At 47.1% G+C, this 19,045-nt stretch carries 14 protein-coding genes; 11 read left to right on the top strand and 3 right to left on the bottom strand.

The features are described from left to right. Window positions 1-168: 168 nt before the first annotated feature. Window positions 169-1,695, bottom strand: coding sequence for a UDP-N-acetylmuramoyl-L-alanyl-D-glutamate--2,6-diaminopimelate ligase (locus tag Q5691_RS13805; RefSeq protein ID WP_333311302.1), 1,527 nt, complete (start codon window positions 1,693-1,695; stop codon window positions 169-171). Between the two features lie 198 nt (window positions 1,696-1,893). Next, a complete protein-coding gene (locus Q5691_RS13800) occupies window positions 1,894-2,199 on the bottom strand; it encodes a glutaredoxin family protein (RefSeq protein ID WP_333311320.1) in 306 nt (101 codons plus the stop codon). Window positions 2,200-2,527: 328 nt separating this feature from the next. Here Q5691_RS13800 and Q5691_RS13795 point away from each other — a divergent pair, with 328 nt between their 5' ends. The 3 genes from Q5691_RS13795 to Q5691_RS13785 all read left to right on the top strand — a co-directional run bounded on the left by Q5691_RS13795 (window position 2,528) and on the right by Q5691_RS13785 (window position 5,821). Then, a complete protein-coding gene (locus Q5691_RS13795; RefSeq protein WP_333311303.1) occupies window positions 2,528-3,805 on the top strand; it encodes an ATP-dependent DNA ligase in 1,278 nt (425 codons plus the stop codon). Between the two features lie 89 nt (window positions 3,806-3,894). After that, a complete protein-coding gene (locus tag Q5691_RS13790) occupies window positions 3,895-4,470 on the top strand; it encodes a Uma2 family endonuclease (protein WP_333210728.1) in 576 nt (191 codons plus the stop codon). Between the two features lie 109 nt (window positions 4,471-4,579). Continuing rightward, window positions 4,580-5,821 (top strand): exonuclease SbcCD subunit D, encoded by a 1,242-nt coding sequence (locus Q5691_RS13785; protein WP_333345248.1) that lies wholly within the window; start codon window positions 4,580-4,582, stop codon window positions 5,819-5,821. An 84-nt stretch (window positions 5,822-5,905) separates the two neighbouring features. On the opposite strand, the gene fmt is transcribed toward Q5691_RS13785, so the two are convergent. Next, window positions 5,906-6,904 carry a methionyl-tRNA formyltransferase gene (gene fmt / locus Q5691_RS13780; protein WP_333345246.1) on the bottom strand — a complete coding sequence of 333 codons (999 nt, stop codon included), beginning with the start codon at window positions 6,902-6,904 and terminating at the stop codon, window positions 5,906-5,908. Between the two features lie 795 nt (window positions 6,905-7,699). Between fmt and Q5691_RS13775 the strand changes: the two genes are divergently transcribed. The 8 genes from Q5691_RS13775 (at window position 7,700) to Q5691_RS13740 (ending at window position 19,009) form a co-directional block, all read left to right on the top strand. Beyond that, a complete protein-coding gene (locus Q5691_RS13775; protein ID WP_333210734.1) occupies window positions 7,700-7,960 on the top strand; it encodes a hypothetical protein in 261 nt (86 codons plus the stop codon). Between the two features lie 65 nt (window positions 7,961-8,025). After that, the gene (locus Q5691_RS13770) at window positions 8,026-9,366 is read left to right on the top strand and encodes an ABC transporter substrate-binding protein (RefSeq protein WP_333345244.1); all 1,341 of its coding nucleotides are present in this window, start codon (window positions 8,026-8,028) and stop codon (window positions 9,364-9,366) included. Window positions 9,367-9,913: 547 nt separating this feature from the next. Further along, complete coding sequence (locus tag Q5691_RS13765; RefSeq protein ID WP_333345242.1) at window positions 9,914-12,427, top strand: MASE1 domain-containing protein; 2,514 nt, start codon at window positions 9,914-9,916, stop codon at window positions 12,425-12,427. Between the two features lie 296 nt (window positions 12,428-12,723). Then, window positions 12,724-16,443, top strand: a complete 3,720-nt coding sequence (locus tag Q5691_RS13760) for a response regulator (RefSeq protein WP_333311311.1) — start codon at window positions 12,724-12,726, stop codon at window positions 16,441-16,443. Then, window positions 16,436-16,810 carry a response regulator gene (locus tag Q5691_RS13755; protein ID WP_015177895.1) on the top strand — a complete coding sequence of 125 codons (375 nt, stop codon included), beginning with the start codon at window positions 16,436-16,438 and terminating at the stop codon, window positions 16,808-16,810. The genes Q5691_RS13760 and Q5691_RS13755 overlap by 8 nt, the downstream gene beginning before the upstream one ends. Next, a complete protein-coding gene (locus tag Q5691_RS13750) occupies window positions 16,807-17,865 on the top strand; it encodes an adenylate/guanylate cyclase domain-containing protein (protein WP_333210738.1) in 1,059 nt (352 codons plus the stop codon). The genes Q5691_RS13755 and Q5691_RS13750 overlap by 4 nt, the downstream gene beginning before the upstream one ends. A gap of 77 nt (window positions 17,866-17,942) precedes the next feature. Further along, window positions 17,943-18,461: a Ycf51 family protein gene (locus Q5691_RS13745; RefSeq protein WP_333082593.1), complete on the top strand. Its 519-nt coding sequence runs from the start codon at window positions 17,943-17,945 to the stop codon at window positions 18,459-18,461. Window positions 18,462-18,703: 242 nt separating this feature from the next. Continuing rightward, window positions 18,704-19,009 (top strand): Uma2 family endonuclease, encoded by a 306-nt coding sequence (locus Q5691_RS13740; RefSeq protein ID WP_333345240.1) that lies wholly within the window; start codon window positions 18,704-18,706, stop codon window positions 19,007-19,009. Window positions 19,010-19,045: the final 36 nt, after the last annotated feature.

Raw genomic sequence — 19,045 nt, 5'->3', positions numbered from 1 at the left:
ACAATAATTATTTTGCTGTTAAAATATTTTGTATGACTATTATAATCTAGTGCAAATCAGATTCTTGCTTCGTCTTAATACTTAAAAATCTAACAAATTTCGCAGCCCGCGAACAGCTAAGCGTTAACGGTTAACCGAATTCGGTTAACCGTTAACAGTTAACTGAATTTACTTAACTGAATTCATTCTGGCTTTCAAGGCATCTCGCGCTTGTTCTCGATCGTCAAAATGGACTTTTTCTGTGCCCAAAATTTGATAATCTTCGTGTCCTTTCCCTGCAATCAGCACGCCATCTCCGGGTTTAGCATCCATAATAGCAGTGCGAATTGCAGCGGATCGATCGCACATCACGATCGGCTTTACTGCGGCGGGAATTCCTGCTAAAACATCCTCCAAAATGCGATCGGGATTTTCAGTGCGCGGATTGTCGGAAGTAACAACCGCTAAATCGGCTAATTCTGCAACGATTTTACCCATGATCGGCCGCTTAGTGCGATCGCGATCGCCACCGCAGCCAAACACACAAATCATTTGACCCGGAATAAACGGCCGCGACGCCTTCAACAAGTTCTCCAAACTGTCTGGAGTGTGCGCGTAATCCACAATAACGCTAATATCTTGGTCTGGACTAATTTGCACCCGTTCCATCCGTCCCGGAACTCCCGAAAACTGAGATAATTTCTCCACAATTGCGGACAAATCTAAACCCAATTCTAAAACAGCACCGACAGCAGCCAACATATTTGATAAGTTGAACTGACCGACTAAAGGCAAAGAAAAAGCAGTTTCGCCCTTGGGAGTGTGCAGCATTCCCTTAACTCCATTGGGCTGATACTCCAAATCAAAAGCATACAAATCTGCCGTTTTCAGAACTGTGCTGTAACTCCAAACTAGGTCAGATTTGAGGGTTTCAACTATCCGCTGCCCGTAGGGATCGTCAATATTAATTATAGCGCGCTTCTTGAGGTAATCAGAACCAAATAAAAGCGATTTTGCCTCAAAATAATCTTCCATATCGCGGTGATAATCGAGATGATCTTGAGTCAAATTTGTAAACACAGCAACTTCAAAACTACACCCCAAAACTCGCTGCTGCGCTAAAGCGTGGGAACTGACTTCCATCACGCCATGTTTGCATCCGGCTGCTACAGCTTCTGCTAATTGTTTTTGTAGGTCAACTGCAAAAGGTGTGGTGTAAAGTGCAGTTTGTTGGAAGCCCGGCCAGCGAGTGTAAAGCGTACCGAAAATTGCCGTCGGCAACTGCGTTTCATTGAGCAAAAATTCGATTAAATGAGTGGTTGTAGTTTTGCCATTAGTCCCGGTAACGCCGACAAGTTTTAATTTGCTAGCTGGATTGCCGTAAAAAGCAGTTGCTATTTGACCGCAAACTTGAGCCATATCGGCTGCTGCGATGACGCAGGGAACCTCTTCTAGCCCCCCCTTAGCAAGGGGGGGTTGGGGGGGTATCTTCTCGGCTGCTTGGGTGGAAATTATGGCAGCAACTGCACCAGATTCGATCGCACTTTGCCAAAAATCTCCGCCATCTACCCGAGTTCCCGGCATTCCCAAAAACAAATCACCCGCCTGACAAGCGTGGGAATTAGTGGATAAACCCTTGACTTCGGCATCGAGGGCGGGATGTTTGGCGTCAAAGGAAATGCTGGGAACTGCTGCTAATAATTCTTTCAATTTCATCTGAAAAACTCCTCGCTTGAATGTCTTGAATATGACTGGCCCAACACATTGTTTGAGCCATTCTCTACAGGTTTTTGCTGTATGCGGTGCAAACCCTAGGTTTTTTTATTCGCGGTGTAAAACCTATCGGCCTAGAGTAAGCTGCACACCGAACACCCCGAAGCCAGGATTAAAACCTGAGTTTTTGGGTAAATCGTATTATTGTGATCGATCGATTTGCAAATATTTCTGTAACATTTGCTCCAATTGGGCGACACTACAGCGGGGAGAAGGACGGGGTAACAGTTCTTCAGCGGAGAATGCAGCCTCGCCAACAGAATTTTTGGGCTGGGGCTGCACTTTAAACAAAACAGGAACTTCGTACTGATAAGCTTGAAACCAATCATCGCGTTCGGTAATATCTCTGACTTCGAGTTGAAAGTTCAGGCTTTCAATCTGTTCGAGTTTTTCTTGCAACCCTTCACACAAGTGGCATCCGGGTTTGCTGTACAAAATCAATCGCATCATAACAGTAAGATTAAACTCGATCTTAAATTCTCAAACCTGCGATCGCCAGTGGGCGAACTCAACGCGAGTAAGACGCAACTCACGGCTTTATTGGTCGCAATGCGCGATCGAAGTTATCTTAGCATTGGCAGCCAACAGATTACCGCGCTTGACTATCTCTTTCTTCTCTCCCTCTGTGCCCTCTGCGCCTCTGCGGTGAAAAAATAAATCTAGTTCAACAATGAAAGAGTTAAATTTATTCACATAACCTAATTGTAAACTTTACCTTGACTAATAAATCAATTTTTAGTATAGTATATAAATAGCCCTACATAAAGGAGGCAGTATGGACTGCACCGAATACGCAGAAGCCAAGCGAAAAGCAGCTAAAAAAATTAGCGCCGACATTCGAGAACGCTGGAACAATCGCATCGTGACGCGAGGATTGCACTTGATGGGTGAAGCGGGGGCAGTGCAGTATTTGGCTGATTACGGGCGCGGCATCGGTACGGCAAAAGTTATTGGTTTTGCACTGTGTGCGGAGTCAGAAGGATACCCGGAAATGGCGATCGGCTTTTGGAAAAGAGCGTTTGAATTGGAAACTGGAGAAAAGCCGATCGCCATCAATACTCCCAACAAATCTAGCACCAATCTTGCTCCTGCTGCAAAATCAACTACCGCTGCCAAAATAGAGACTGTTTACAATCCGATTGTTCCCGAATTACCACCGCACTTACAGCCGGGAAGGATTGTCACGATGCAGCCGGTGGACGCGCCGAGCGATCGTTCTTATTACATCGAAAATCCCGATTATTGGGGACAGCCAAAGCGCGACGGCAATCGAGTAGTTGTCATCGCGACGCCCGATAAAGTATACTACCAATCGCGATCGACTAACCTGCGGCAACAAGCATCGATTGAGATCGATCGCACATTAATCGACACAGCCGCTAAAATTGGCACCTTTGTTTTAGACGGCGAACTGTATTACAAAAGCTGTACGGGCAGCGAACACCGCACCGGCGCGCAAGCTGCTACAGTTAATATTGAAAGCGGTTTTCCGACAATCCAGCCCAGCGCAATTTATGCCATTTTTAAAAGTTTGTTTTTCAAAGGCAATGATTTAACTACCGTGGCAGAATCCGAACGAATTGCAGCGGGAGTTGAAGTTGGCGAAATGCTGGCAAATTTATCCCCAGCCTTTGAAGTTGTACCGACATTTCGCACCGCAGCCGAAAAAGTCATCCTGGCAAATCAGCAGGAATCTGAAAATAAAGAAGGCGAAGTTTGGGTGTTGAACAACTGTCACTATGTCGGCGGAAAAGATGTTAAGAAATATCCGATAGTTAGGACTAAATACTGTCAAGAACACGATTTATTTATTGTGGGTTTGACGGCGACAAAAGTTGCGGGCCGGCCGTTTAGCGCCGTCAAAGTAGCGCAAGAAATTGATGGCAAATTAGTCCCAGTAGGAACCGTGGGAACCGGGTTTAGCGGGGAGGAAATGCAGGAAATTGCCCGACTCTACGAGGCTAACCCCAAAAGTGTCAAAATTAAAGTGCGATCGCAGGGTTTGACGGAAAGCGGCAAACTGTGGCACGCACGATTTCTGGAGTTTTGTTAAATTTGTAGGGAAACGGCACTGCCGTTTCCTTCCCCAAATATGTGAGTTCCAACACATAGTATCAGATAAAATCAGCGGATTAAAAATCAATGGTTATCAGCAAAAACAATTTCTACGTCTCCCCAGAAGAGTACCTAGAAGGCGAGCGAGTAAGCCCGATAAAACACGAATACAGACGCGGACACGTTTATGCAATGACAGGGGCAAAAAAGCCTCACATTATTATTGCTAGTAATTTAGTTCGGCTGCTGGGAAATCATCTGCTGAATACGCCATGCTTAGTTCTGTCATCAGATATTAAAGTCCGACTGGAAGAGGCGAATTGCTATTACTATCCTGACGTAGCTGTGACTTGCGACGAAAGAGATACCTCAACTACTGAAGATTTCATCTTATATCCATCTTTAGTAGTTGAGGTATTGTCGCCCTCAACGGCAGCTTTTGACAGAGGCGATAAATTTGCCGATTACCAAACTTCTCCGAGTTTGCAAGAATACGTACTCATCACTCAATCTGAGATTAAAATTGAGTGTTTTCGACTCAATGCTGAGGGAAATTGGATTTCTCAGACTTACCGACAAGGAGATAGAGTAGAATTTGTTAGTGCGAATTTTAGTTGTGCAATTAGCGAAATTTATCAAAAAGTCCCCGGCATCATATTGTGATGTATGCCAAAAAAATTTCTTTGCTTCGTAGTGAGGAATGCAAGTCCTTCTTCTGAGGACTTCCGTCCTCACTACGAACCGAAACGATAGCTAACAAATAGAAAAAACAATGATTAAAATCTTACACCTTTCAGACATTCACATGGGCAGCGGTTTTTCCCACGGCCGGATTAATCCAGAAACCGGTTTAAATACGCGGCTGGAAGACTTCGCGGCGACGCTGAGTAAATGTATGGATAGAGCAATTTCTGAGCCCGTAGATTTAGTAATATTCGGCGGCGATGCTTTCCCGGATTCGACGCCTCCACCGTTTGTCAAAGAGGCTTTTGCTTGCCAATTCAGCCGCTTGGTTGACGCGCAAATTCCGACGGTTTTGCTAGTAGGAAATCACGACCAACATTCCCAGGGACAAGGCGGCGCGAGTTTGGGAATTTATCGGACTTTGGGAATACCTAAGTTTATTGTAGGCGATCGCCTGGACACTCACCTCATTCAAACCCGCAGCGGGCCCGTACAGGTGGTAACATTACCTTGGTTGACTCGATCGACCTTAATGACACGTTCCGAGACTGAAAGCCTGTCTATGGGCGATGTTAACCAATTATTAACCGAAAAACTGACGATCGCAATGGAAGGCGAAATTCGCCGCCTCAACCCCGACATACCAACCGTACTTTTAGCGCACTTAATGGCAGATAAAGCGAGTTTGGGCGCCGAACGTTTTTTAGCAGTTGGCAAAGGTTTTAACATTCCCGTTTCCATGCTAACTCGCCCTTGTTTTGATTACGTTGCTCTCGGCCACGTTCACAAACACCAAAATCTCAATGCTTCCAACAATCCGCCCGTAATTTATCCCGGAAGTATCGAACGAGTTGATTTTAGCGAAGAGAAAGAAGATAAAGGTTTTGTGTTAGTTAATTTGGAACGGGGAAAAGCTGAGTGGGAATTTTGCACTTTGCCCGTGCGGGTGTTTCAGACGATTAAAGTGAATGTTTCCGAATCGGAAAATCCGCAAGCCGAGTTAGTTAAAGCTATTGGCAAGAAAGAGATACAAGATGCGGTTGTGAGATTGATTTACCAATTGCGATCGGAACAATTAGATTTAATCGACAATGCTGAATTGCACATACTTCTGGGCGAAGCGCACAGCTACACAATTCAGCCGGAATTAGTCAGTCAGTTAGCGAGGCCGCGGTTGCCAGAATTGAATGCTAATAATAGTATAGAACCGTTAGAAGCTTTAAAAACTTATCTGGCAAGTCGCGAAGATTTGAAAGATGTTGCGGAGAGTATGTTAGAGGCAGCACAAGGTTTGTTGGGCAATACGGAAGAAGTTATGGTGGAATTTTAAGTCAATAATCGCGCATCTAATTACAGGATGATTTTGCTGCCCAATATTGTAGGGTGGGTATCTTGCCCGCCCTAAATATACTATTTAACTCCCAAAAATCTCACCCACCGCTAACCGAGTTCCATTGGCAAAATCCACCCCAGACTGCACTTTTTTCCCTGCTAACTGCACCTCCCGCAACAATAATAAACCATCACCGGTTTGGACGATCGCTCCCAACCCCTTTACAACCTTGACAACTTCCCCATTCGCGCCCGATAACTGATCCAAAACAGGCCATTCGCGTTCCAAAACTCTCAAATCCGCTGGCATTTGCAGCCAATATTCCGGCCCGACGGGCACAGTAGCTATCACCTTCAAAGAATTGCCGCGAAAAGTCGTCGTGCAATCCGGGAAAAAGCCCCTAACTTGATTGTGAAGGTCGATCGCACTTTTCGACCAATCCAGCACATAATCCGCACTCTTAATCATCGGTGCGTAAGTCGCCTCAGCATCATTTTGAACAACAGCTTCAATTTGGTCATCCCTCAATTTCACCAAAGTTTCCACCAACAAATCCGCCCCAACTTCCGCCAACCTATCCGCCAAAGAATCAGCATTATCCAACAGTGAAATACCAGCAAAAGCCTTCAATAGCATCGCCCCAGTATCCATCCCAGCATCCATCAGCATAGTAGTAATTCCTGTTGTCTTTTCCCCGTCAAAAAGACAGCGCTGAATCGGCGCGGCACCGCGATACTTCGGCAAAATTGAACCGTGAACGTTAACGCAAGCCCAACTAGGAATATCCAGAATTTCTTGAGAAAGAATTTGGCCGTAAGCCACCACCACAAACACATCTGCCTCCGTTTCCCGCAATTTGGCAATGGTTTCCGCATCTTTTTTGATTCGTTGCGGCTGCCAAACCGGGAGACTGTGATTTAAAGCCACATCTTTTACAGGTGAAGGCATCAATTGATTCCCTCTTCCCCGGCGTTTGTCCGGCTGAGTCACCACACCCACAACCTCAAATTCTGGGTGACTTAGCAAACTGGATAAACTAGGAACAGCAAAATCGGGAGTGCCAAAAAAGACAATTTTCATATATTTTTAGTTATTAGTAAGTAGTTAGCAGTCATCAGTTAGAGCGTGTAGGCGTGAATTAACCGTGATTCCTCTAGATACGGTCTTGAATTGTCAAAACAAGAAATCTACCAATCAAGCGGGTTTATAGCTCCCAATGCGTCTAGGACTCCAATCATGGTAGTTTCCTCCTCAATTATACACATCGACGATAGTTCCGACTTGTGCGATCGGCAAAAAGGCGATCGCACAAGTCGGAATCATCTAGGATACAAGCCCCCAAATTCATCCGTGGGGTCAATGCTTCAATTCTTTAATCTAAAATCTAAAATCTAAAATCGACTGACACTCAGGTAAACTAGACTCAACAGATAACAGTCCGCGACACACAAGGACTTCATCTACTGCATTAATTAACTTTACCTTTGCTTTAACTTCGCCCATCACTTCACATCCATTCTTTATATAAAACAAAAAAAAAAGTGTATTTACCTGGAAAACTTTAAACCCAGAATTACTCTTATGACTCTTTCGCAACGAAGTCATAGGCAAGCGCATGAATCCTGATTTTCAACGTCAGGCGCTACTCAATTAAATCATGGGTCGTCCCGAACCTCGATTCAAAAATACTCTGGAAAAATTTCCCAAAAACTGCTATTTTAGTAATAGTAGACGCTCCTTGTACTGGTCAATCAATCTTAGCCCAAGGATACAAAGCACCCCGAGGCTTTAATCATAAGCAATGCCCACCCTCAAAAAATAATAATTTTAGCTAATTCTGGTAAAATTGTTGCGCTGCCAAGTTATCGTGCTTACATGACCTGCAACGATTCGAGCGCAGAACAGGAACAAGTCAGCGAATCGCTATTAAGCAAATTGCCAGAATTTCCGCCTGTTACAGTTCCTCATTTAGTAAAAGATCGATCGCACCTGACAGAAATTCCTTGCTATCGGATGTGGCCGCAAGATAGACTAGGAGCAGGAGCTTTCACCGTTTTGTTTCAAAACACCTCCGATGGAGAAAGAAATCAGCTACCAGCAGATTTTCAAGATTTAGCTCCTTTTACCAACCTCTAACTATCCGCGTCCATCCCCGTTCATCTGCGGTTAAAAAAAATTTCTTCCCTGAATCTAAATAAAAAATGATATTATCCAAATTATTCAAAGCAACTAAAAGACAACTCAAACTAGCGATCTGCATTTTAATTACCTTACATCTGCTAATATTAAGCGGCTGTCAAAACAGCATCCCACCCGCATCAAAAAACGGCGAGCCGCTCGAACTCACACTGTGGCACGGCATCAATCCCCCGCCAAACCGCGACGTATTTCAAACCCTCACAGACCAATTCAACAAAACACATCCCAATATCCAGATCAAACCAGTTTACATCGGTCAGCCCGACCAACAACTACCAAAAATACTAACAGCAATAGTTGGAAATGCACCGCCTGATTTGCTGTGGAATGGCCCCTCAATTGCAGGAAAACTAGCAGAACTCGACGCAATTGAACCCTTAGAAAACTGGCTCGACAAATCGCCCCGGAAAGCCGAAATTGACCCGGCACTCTTCGAGTCAATGGAACTCAGCGGACATACTTGGTCAGTTCCCCTAGGCACAAACAACGTCGCCATATTTTACCGTCCCAGCTTATTTGCAGCAGCAGGAATCAAAAAAGTGCCGCAGAATTGGGCGCAATTAAAGCAAGTAGCCCGATCGCTCACCCAAGACACCAACGGAGACGGCCGCACAGACCAACACGGCATAGTGCTCCCCCTAGGCAAAGGAGAATGGACAGTATTTACCTGGCTGCCATTCATGTTCAGCGCAGGCGGCGAACTCAAAGGCGAAATACCTCAAAATCCTGTACCCCAAATAGATAATCCCGGTTCTCACGCCGCCTTAGAATTGTGGAGCGACTTGTTAAAAGAAGGTTCAGCAATATTGTCAGCACCCGAACGCGGTTACGAACTCGACAATTTCATCGCCGGGAAAGTCGCCATGCAAATCACCGGGCCGTGGACGCTAGCACAGTTGCAGCAAAGCGCGATCGACTACGCAGCAATGCCTTTACCGCTCCTCAAACGCCCTGCAGCCGTCGTAGGGGGTGAAAACATATTTTTAATGAAAACCTCGCCAGAACGAGAGCGAGCAGCCCTAGTATTCTTAGAATACGTTATAGGTGAAGAATTCCAAACAGCATGGGCATTGGGAACAGGTTATTTACCCATTAACTTAAAATCGAGACAGAGCCAAGCTTATCAAAGCTTTGTGGAAAAAAACCCTGTTTTGCGAGTATTTTTAGAACAAATGAAGTCAGCCAGAGCGCGACCCATTATATCAGGTTACTCCCGCCTGTCAGAAAACCTCGGTCGCGCCATAGAGGCAACCCTTCTCGGCCGCAACCCCCAAGACGCGCTTAAAGAATCTCAAGAGCGTTTGACACTAACCTTAGATATTGCAACAGCCAAAGAGAAATAGACAAAAAAATTTTTTTTCCTGTAATATATCCGCTTTCACTGTATTCGATCGAAAAACTTAAAACCTCGATTGATGGTTAAAAATCTAGTGAAAATCACTACAGCCTGCAATTCTAATCAGAAACCGTGTTTATTGCCCGAAACTTACCTAAAAGCAGAGATTTTACGTCGCTGTTATTGGTATTTTAGGTATTATTGATCATGGTGCAAGATGTTAGGGTAAATTGAGTTACGATGGCCCGATACAAAAAGACACCCGCTCTCGCTCGATAATAAATTTTTAACAAAAACCAAAATTTACAAACCAATTGCTTAGCCATTAGAGATATATTTACAAAAAAGCGATACTCCCGAAATTCATGGGCAGATTTGATCAAACAAAAAAACCGCTCCCTCAACGGCACCACAAAAAGTTAGCTCAAAAGCTTCTCCCACTACCTACCACCCATGACCTACTATCACCTAATAGAAACATTTTCTCTACCCTGTGCCTGTCCCGTGCCACATCCTGAGATCCCAACAACCGTCCACCTTTTCCCCAAACGACAATGCAGACAAAGTTCCTTAACGCAATCAAAGGACATTCCTGGCGGTACTTCCTCGCAGTAGGCGCGATCGCCCTGGTCTACTATTGGGCATCACAATTCGCCATTTCCACCCTCACCCTCAGTTCAGAAATTTACCCGATGTGGCCAGCAGCAGGAATTGCCCAAGTCGCCCTGCTGCTGTTTGGGCGACAACTGTGGCCGGGAATCGCGATCGGAGGCTTCCTGTTCAGCATGAACGTACCGTCGGCCAACATCGTCACGGCATTGATCTCGGCAGGCGCCAGAAGCCTGCAAGCGTGGACGGGAACTTATCTACTCCAAGGCCTTAACTTTAGCGCCGGGCTCGATCGGCTCAAAGACGTTTTAGGAATAGTCGGGCTAGCAGCCTTGGGATCTACCCTGATCAGCTCCACCATCGGCAGCATCCTCGTATGCCTGAGTGGTATATCTAGCTGGAGCGATTTTGGCACGATTTGGGGGACTTGGTGGGTCGGAGACGCTATGGGAATTGTGCTCGTCGCCCCGCTGCTGCTGACGTGGCAACAATTGCCCAAAGTCCCCACCCATCGCAAACAGATAGCTGAACGAGCGATTTGGCTGCTGCTGCTACTAGCAGTCGGATGGCTCGTCTTTTGCTCCCGCACCCGCGCCGCCTACGCCCGCTATCCCCTCGAATACTTACCATTTCCCCTAGTAGTTTGGGCTGCTTTTCGATTCGGTCAGCGCTACACCGCCCTCTCCAACCTCATCCTCTGCGGCTTCGCCATCTGGGGTATCGCCCGAGGCAGCGGCCCCTTCCTCAAACACGCCAGCAGTATCCCCCAAGCGCTGTTATCCCTGCAAGCCTTCATCGCCGTCATCGCCGTCACCGGCTTAGTCTTAGCCGCCACCGTCGCCGAACGCCACCAAGCAGAAGCCTCCCTGCGCGCCAGCGAAGCCAGCCTCGCCAACGCCCAGCGCATCGCCCAGCTAGGCAACTGGGACTTAGACCGCAACGGCCAGCAATTGCGGTGGTCAGAGGAAATTTACCGCATCCTGGGACAGCAACCGGGAACTTTTGAACCCAGCCTGGAAGCCTTCTTGGAATACGTACACCCTGAAGACAGAGAATTAGTCAAAACCTCGATCGAAGCCGCTTTATTTCAGCAACAACCTTACAGTATCGATTACAGGCTCATACTCCCCGACGGTAGCAACCGCACAGTCTACGAACAAGCCGACGTCAACTCCCTCTACATCACCAGCACCGTCCAAGACATCACAGACAGAAAGCAAGCCGAAGCCGCGCTGCGTTCTTCAGAAGAAAGATTTTCCAAGGCCTTTCACGCCTCCCCAGTCGGGATCAGCATCTGCACCCTCACAGATGGATGCTTCCTCGATGCCAACGAAAGCTTTTTGCGCTCATTAGGCTGGCTGCGGCACGAATTTATCGGCCGCACTCCCAGCGACTTAGGTATATTTCTCAATTCAGAAGACGGGGGGAGGCTCGCCCAGATTTTGCAATCACAAAATTCGATCAGCAACCATGAAATCAAAATTCGCACCAAAGCTGGCGAAGTGCGTGACTGGCTGCTGTCAGTGGAACTCATCCACCTCGGCAGCACTCAGTGCGTTTTAATCATGACCACCGACATCACCGAACGCTTGCGTTCCGAAGAATTCCGCCGGGCCGCATTAGCCGCCGAAGCTGCAAATAGATCTAAAAGCATTTTTCTCGCCAACATGAGTCACGAACTCAGAACCCCCCTCAACGCCATCATTGGCTACAGCGAGATTCTGCAAGAAGACGCCCGAGACCTTGGTGCCGAAGAGTTCATCGACGACCTCCAGAGAATTAACACGGCCGGTCAGCACCTACTCGCGCTGATTAAAGATATTCTCGACTTGACCAAAATTGAAGCAGGCCGCACCGACTTGCACGTCGAAACCTTCACCATTCCAACTCTGGTTGAGGAAGTAGTTGCCACGATCGCGCCGATGGCAGACAAAAATAGCAATATCCTAGAAATACAATGCTCCGAGGATATTGGCTCGATGCAGACAGACTTGACTAAACTCCGGCAGTCTCTGCTCAACCTCCTCAGCAATGCCGCGAAATTTACTTGCTCCGGTGCGATTACCTTCGCCGTTACCCGATCCGGCGAAATCCCCGCCGACGCTGCAAACAAAGGCAAAAAACTGGGAGCGTATAGAGGAGGTGGCCAAGCTGAAAATAGCTTGTCTCTCTTATCTTCCGCTCAAGATTGGATCATTTTTACGGTCAAAGATACCGGCATTGGCATGAGTCCCGAACAGTTAGCCAGAATCTTTGAGCCTTTCACCCAAGCCGATTCCTCAACTACTAAGAAGTACGGCGGCACTGGTTTGGGGCTGACGATTACTAAGAAATTCTGCGAAATGATGGGCGGAGACATTACCGCATTCAGCGAGGTGGACAAAGGTTCTACCTTTATCATTCGACTGCCAGCTATTTTCACCGACCTTTCAATTTTAACCGAAAATTCTGATAAATAATAATTTATTGACATTTCTTTTCGAGCGTTGCCAGTTTTATTAGCCTCCGCAATTCGCTGATTCTTTCGCTAGCAGGTATCGAGATTTTAAACATATAGCCAAATCATTAAAGCCGTTAGGATATAATTAGCGCAGTTTAAAGTTTTTTGGAGAGCAGAGATGCTCAATAGGCTTTTCGATCAAACCTAGGATTTGCTTGATCCCGTAGCTTTCGACTAACTGTATAGCTGCGTATATATAATATTATTAATTAAAAAGATATACTGTAGAAAGTTGCCTACAAAGCGCCAGAAATTATGCATCCCGACCTCCAGCGCCAACTCGAACAGCTCGGTTTAGCCAGCGAGTCTCCCCCTCCCACTGCCGAGCAGTGGCAGCTATTCTTAGAGCAGGTAAGTTGTAGCTACGACGGAACCCGGAGCCAGCAGGAACCGCTGCTGCAAGCTTGTTTGAGTTCCCAGTCGATGGCGCAGCAGGATTTTGCCTCCTCGCCCCAGTCCCCTAAAGACTCTCCAACAGCTTCAGAATTCGATCGACTGCCGATGAGTCTCAACAACTTGGGAGCGGGATTATGTATCCTTGACGCGAAGGGCTGTGTAATCTCGGTGAATCCAGAGGCAGAACGCTTGCTGGGGTGGCGAGAGTCGGAACTTGCAGGCATTTCTCTGCTAGAACGCATCGGGAAGCAAAAGAAAGGTAACAAATCCCAAGTTTTGATGGCTACGAAACAGTCACCCAGCAATACTGAAGATGGGAAGATCGCACCTACACTAGATTTACAACAGGCGATCGCTTCCAGTCAACGTTGCAACAATTGGGACGACGAGTTTTTGTGTAGCGACGGCAAGATGTTACCAGTTTCCTATTTTTTCTATCCCGCAGTTGAGGGCAGCGAAATATCAGTCTTGATGTTTTTTGACATTAGAGAATACAAGCAATCGCTCTCGATACTGCAAGCAGTTCTAAAATCTACAGATGCAGGAATTCTGGCGGTTGACAGAAACGGCAATATATGTAATTATAATCAGAAATTTATAGAGATGTGGGGCTTGTCCTCCAGCCAAGGAAAGTTGAGCCGATCGACCTTAGCCATACTCAAAAACACGCTCAAAACAGGATTCCCCTTCGACAGGGAACAATTAAAATACCCGCAAAGATTTCTCCCAAACGTGATTAAAGTGTCGGCAGATTCAGATACTCAAATCAGCGAATTATTAGAATTTAAAGACGGAAGAATTCTTGAATTAAATTCGTTGCCCTCAAAAGTCGGAGCGAAAACAGTCGGTAGGGTCTGGAGCTTTCGAGACGTTACAAAACTCAAAAAAGTAGAACAATCTTTGCAGTATCGAATAGAATTCGCTCAGTTGATTGCCCGTTTGTCAACCCATTTCATCAGCCAGCCCTTATCAGAAATAGATAAAAGCATCGATCGAACCCTGCAATCGATCTCCACCTTGAGCGGGTTTGACCGCAGTTACATCTACCTGTTATCATTCGACAAAACCCGCGCCCACAAAACCTACGAGTGGTGCGGCGAAAGCATTCCGGCAGTCAAAAACAGCACCGACAAACCAATAGAGATCGCACAAATCCCTTGGATCGCAGAAAAACTCGATCGCGCCGAATGCCTCTATATTCCAGAAATCGGCGAACTCCCGCCCCCAGCAATCGCCGAAATTGGCTATTTGATCGGTCACAATTCAGGCGAATTCCAGACAGAATCCCCATCCCAAACAATCAATCAAACAGCAACCGCCTTAATACCTTCGAGTGACGCTTCCCTAAATAATTTAGAATTAAAAGAACAGCTAAGAAATATTCAATCCTTGATAATTATTCCCCTAATTTGTAGTAAAAACCTAGTAGGATTTATCGGATTCGAGGGCTTACAGCAAACAGCAGGTCGAGCCACCGAAATATCCACAATATCCACACAGCTAAAAATGGTAGGAGAAATGCTCGCCAATGCCCTAGAGCGCAAGCGAGCAGAAGCAGCCTTGAGAGAATCCGAAACAAAATACCGCAGCATCTTTGAAAACGCAGTCGAAGGCATATTCCAGACAACGCCGACCGGGCACTACCTCAGCGGCAATAACGCACTAGCCCGAATTTACGGCTACGAATCCTGTACCCAAATGCTCGCGGAACTCACCGATATCAACCGTCAATTTTACGTTAACCCCCATCGGCGCGCCGAGTTTATGGCCCTATTGGGCGCGCGCCACCAAGTGTCAAAATTTGAATCCCAAATATACCGCCGAGACGGTAGCACGATTTGGATTTCCGAAAACGCGCGCAGTATCTGCGACGAAAACGGCAGCGTTTTGTACTACGAAGGCACAGTCCAAGACATCACCGATCGCAAACAGGCAGAATCCGCCATGCAGTTGGCCCTAGAAGCAGCAGAATCAGCCAACCGGGCAAAAAGCACATTTCTCGCCAACATGAGCCACGAACTTCGCACACCCCTCAATGCCATCATCGGCTACAGCGAAATGCTTAAAGAAGAAGCCGAAGAATTGGGCAGTTGCGAATCCGTCCCCGACCTCGAAAAAATCTGCAGCGCCGGCAAACACCTGCTGTCCCTGATTGACGACATCCTAGATATTTCTAAAATTGAAGCAGGCCGAATGGATCTCTACTTAGAAACATTCGACATTCATACCTTAATTGAAAGTGCTGTTGCCACGGCCAGGCCGCTGGTCGAGAAAAACGGTAATACCCTAGAAGTGTACTGTCCAGACAACCTCGACACCATGCACGCGGACATGACAAAAGTGCGGCAAGTGCTGCTTAATTTGCTCAGCAACGCTGCCAAGTTCACACAAAACGGGAAAATTGCGATCGGAGTGGAAAGAATTAAAAATGAACAATTAAAAATGAAAAATCAAGAGGAATCTTCCGAAATTTTAATTTCCAACTCCGAATTTTTAAGTTTCCGCGTCGCCGACACCGGCATCGGCATGACACAAGAGCAATTGCAGCGAGTTTTCCAACCTTTCACCCAAGGTGATGCCTCGACTACCCGCGAGTACGGTGGCACCGGTTTGGGACTAGCAATCAGCCAGCGCTTCTGTCAAATGATGGGCGGCAGCATTGAGGTCAGCAGCACCTTGGGCTCCGGCACCACTTTCACCGTGCTCTTGCCCAAAGCCATCACACATCCGGAAATCCCCAACAAAGTCCACGACAGCATTAGCCCTCCCGATGCCCCCGCTGTCGGCACGGTGCTGGTAGTTGACGACGACCCGATCTCGCGGGATTTAATCGAGCGCGCCCTCAGTCGCCAAGGACTGCACGTAGAAGTCGCCGGCGGTGGCGAGCAAGCTCTCCGGCTCGCTAAGCAACTACGGCCAGACGCCATCACCCTGGATGTGATCATGCCCGGAATGGACGGCTGGGCGGTACTCTCAGCGCTGAAGGCAGACCCTGACCTTGCCGAAATTCCCGTAATCCTGCTATCCTTTGTGGGCAACAAAAGCCTCGGCTTTGCATTGGGTGCCTCGGACTACCTCACCAAACCAGTGGACGGCAAACGGCTGGCTGCCTTGTTGAACAAGTACCGACGCGACCAAGACGGCGTTGCAAGTAACAATTTGACCTGTCAGATTCTCATTGTGGAAGACGACGTTGCCACGCGCGAAATACTGCGATGCGTACTAGAAACACAAGGCTGGGCAGTAACGGAAGCTGACAGCGGACGCGCTGCTCTCGATCGGCTAAAAGTTGCTCGCCCGCACCTGATATTACTGGATTTGATGTTGCCAGAAATGGATGGTTTTGAGTTGCTCAGCGAAATTCGCAAATCTCATTCGGGAGATCCTATACCGATTGTTGTGATCACGGGGAAAAACTTGACACCGGCTGAAAGCCAGCAGCTAAACGGCTACGTCGAGCGGGTGCTACAAAAGGGAGTCTACAGTTGCGATAGTTTGTTGCGCGATGTTCGCTCTATAGTGAATGACAGGTTCGATCGCAGGTACGACTCGAAAGGCAAGGAGAACACCAATGGCTAAAATCCTGTTGGTCGAAGATAACGAAATGAATAGGGATATGCTTTCCAGGCGTCTGGCCCGCAAGGGACACGAGGTCTTTATTGCTGTTGACGGTGCTGAGGGAGTGTCGATGGCGCTCGCGAAAGTACCGGATTTGATTCTGATGGATATGAGTCTGCCGGTTCTAGACGGGTGGCAAGCAACGCAGCAAATTAAGGCGGCTCCTGAAACTAGCAGGATTCCGGTGATTGCGCTGACGGCTCACGCAATGGCGGGCGATCGTGAAAAGTGTCTGGCTGCAGGCTGCAATGACTATGACACTAAACCGGTCGAGTTTCCCCGACTTTTGGGTAAAATTGAAACTCTTCTGAAAGAGGCCCTGACATGAAAGGTGACGAGGGCAGCGTGCTGGTTGTTGACGACAATGAGGTAAACCGCGATTTGCTGGCCCGCCGACTTCAGCGTCAAGGCCATCTGGTGACTGTTGCTGAAGATGGTCTCCAAGCTCTGGAAATGTTGCGAACAGAGCCTTTTGATTTGGTTCTGCTAGACATTATGATGCCGCAAATGAACGGCTATCAAGTGCTCGAAAGTCTGAAGGCGGATGAAAAGTTGCGCCATATCCCGGTGATTATGATTTCGGCGGTGGACGATATCGACAGTATCGTCCGGTGTATAGAGTTGGGCGCGGAGGATTATCTTTCTAAACCGTTCAATCCGGTATTGCTTAAGGCTCGGATTAGCGCTTGTCTGGAAAAGAAGCGACTGCGGGATAAGGAACAGGCATATTTACATGAGTTGGCGCAGGAAAAGGAAAAGTCTGAGCGTTTGCTGTTAAATATTTTACCGAGGGCGATCGCACAGCGCCTCAAACACGGGGAAATTACGATCGCCGACAGTTTCGCTGAGGTAACAGTGATGTTTGCCGATTTGGTCGGTTTTACTAAGCTTTCGGCTCATTTATCGCCGGCCCAATTGGTGGAGTTGCTCAACGAGATTTTTTCGGCTTTTGACGAGTTGGCCGAGCGCTACGGACTTGAGAAAATTAAGACGATCGGCGATGCTTATATGGTGGTTGGCGGTTTGCCGACGCCCAGCGAGGATCACGCCGAGTCGATCGCCGAAATGGCGCTGGAAATTCAAGCAGCAATGACTAAGATACATACCAAGGGAGGTCAGCCACTCAGCATCCGCATCGGCATCCACACAGGCCCGGTAGAAGCTGGGGTAATCGGTACTAAAAAATTTACTTACGATTTGTGGGGAGATACGGTAAATACAGCTTCCCGGATGGAATCTCAAGGCGTCCCCGGCAGCATTCAGGTGACAGTTGCTACCTACGAACGCTTGCGGGGTAAGTACGTTTTTGAGGAGCGTGGCGTGATTCCCGTGAAGGGGAAAGGCGATATGATGACTTATCTGCTTGTGGCCCGAAACGCTTAATTAATCATTGGGCATTGGGCATCGAGTAGCGGTAACTAATATCAACAGTCAACAGTCAACAGTCAACAAATCATCAAATGAGCGTAAATTCTAACCTTTTAATGTACGCCCAATGGGCGGGAATTCTGACAGTAGCTTTGGCTATTTTAACAGTTATAGCATTTATCTTCAAATGGGGTTTTCGCTTCCGATTGGTAGGAGTGACAAGCTTTATGGGCGTAATTGCTGCGAGTATATTTGGTCTGGGTTTGGGACTGTTTTCTCGTACAGAAATTCCGGGTGCAGTTCGCTATTCTTTAGTTTACGATACTGGCGGCGCTCAAACAGTAGTTACTGTGCCACCTACGATCACCGAATCGGAATTAGAAGCAACGATGCAGCAAGCGGCTGCGGATTTGTACTCTCCAGGGCGCTCTGGGCGGGGCAGAGACTACATGACAATCCGGGTTCGTACAGTGGTACATCCTGAACCTGGGCTGTCGCAGCCACTGTTTTTGGGCGAGGTGAGACGATCGCTCGCGACTCGTTATGATGACAAAATGGCGATCGAAATCTTCCCAGAAAAAGTTGCTATTCTGAAAAAATACCAAGCCTGATAAATGCTGTAGGGGCGGGTTTTACAAACAAGAATTGCCTCAAACCGACAATCTCAAAAACCCGCCCCCACCAACGAATTATCAGTAAGGTGTGCAATGCGAACCTACAAATTATTAATTATTTGGCGATTTAATAATGTCACGTTTGGAGAGAATTAAATAATATGATTGCAACTACCAAACACCTATTGAATTTTAACGAATTTATTGCAATTTGCCCGGAAGATAGTCTTTAAGAATTGGTGAACGGAGAGATTGTCAAAATAGCAATTACCAGAAATCATGATGATATTAGTGAATTTACAGACAGACACTTTTATCAAGAGAGCGATCGGCTGAAACTCAACTATGTAGTAAAACGAGGCATCACCATCAAAACTACCACAAAAGAAGGTACGGAACAAGGACGAGTTCCTGATGTCAGTGTTATCGATCGCACTTTGTGGCGTGCTGAACGCAAAGCTTATGTCGCACTGGAATCGCCGATTCAGTTAGCTGTCGAGGTAGTAAGTAGGTCGGCGCAAAAAAACCGAACTATGTTAAGATAAGTAAACAAAGAGAATATATCTACTGAGGTAACTAAA

Source organism: Microcoleus sp. w1-18aA5, from assembly GCF_036701705.1.
Classification (GTDB): Bacteria; Cyanobacteriota; Cyanobacteriia; order Cyanobacteriales; family Microcoleaceae; genus Microcoleus.
Note: the sequence above shows the minus strand (reverse complement) of the source record. Positions and strands in the feature narration are given on the sequence as shown.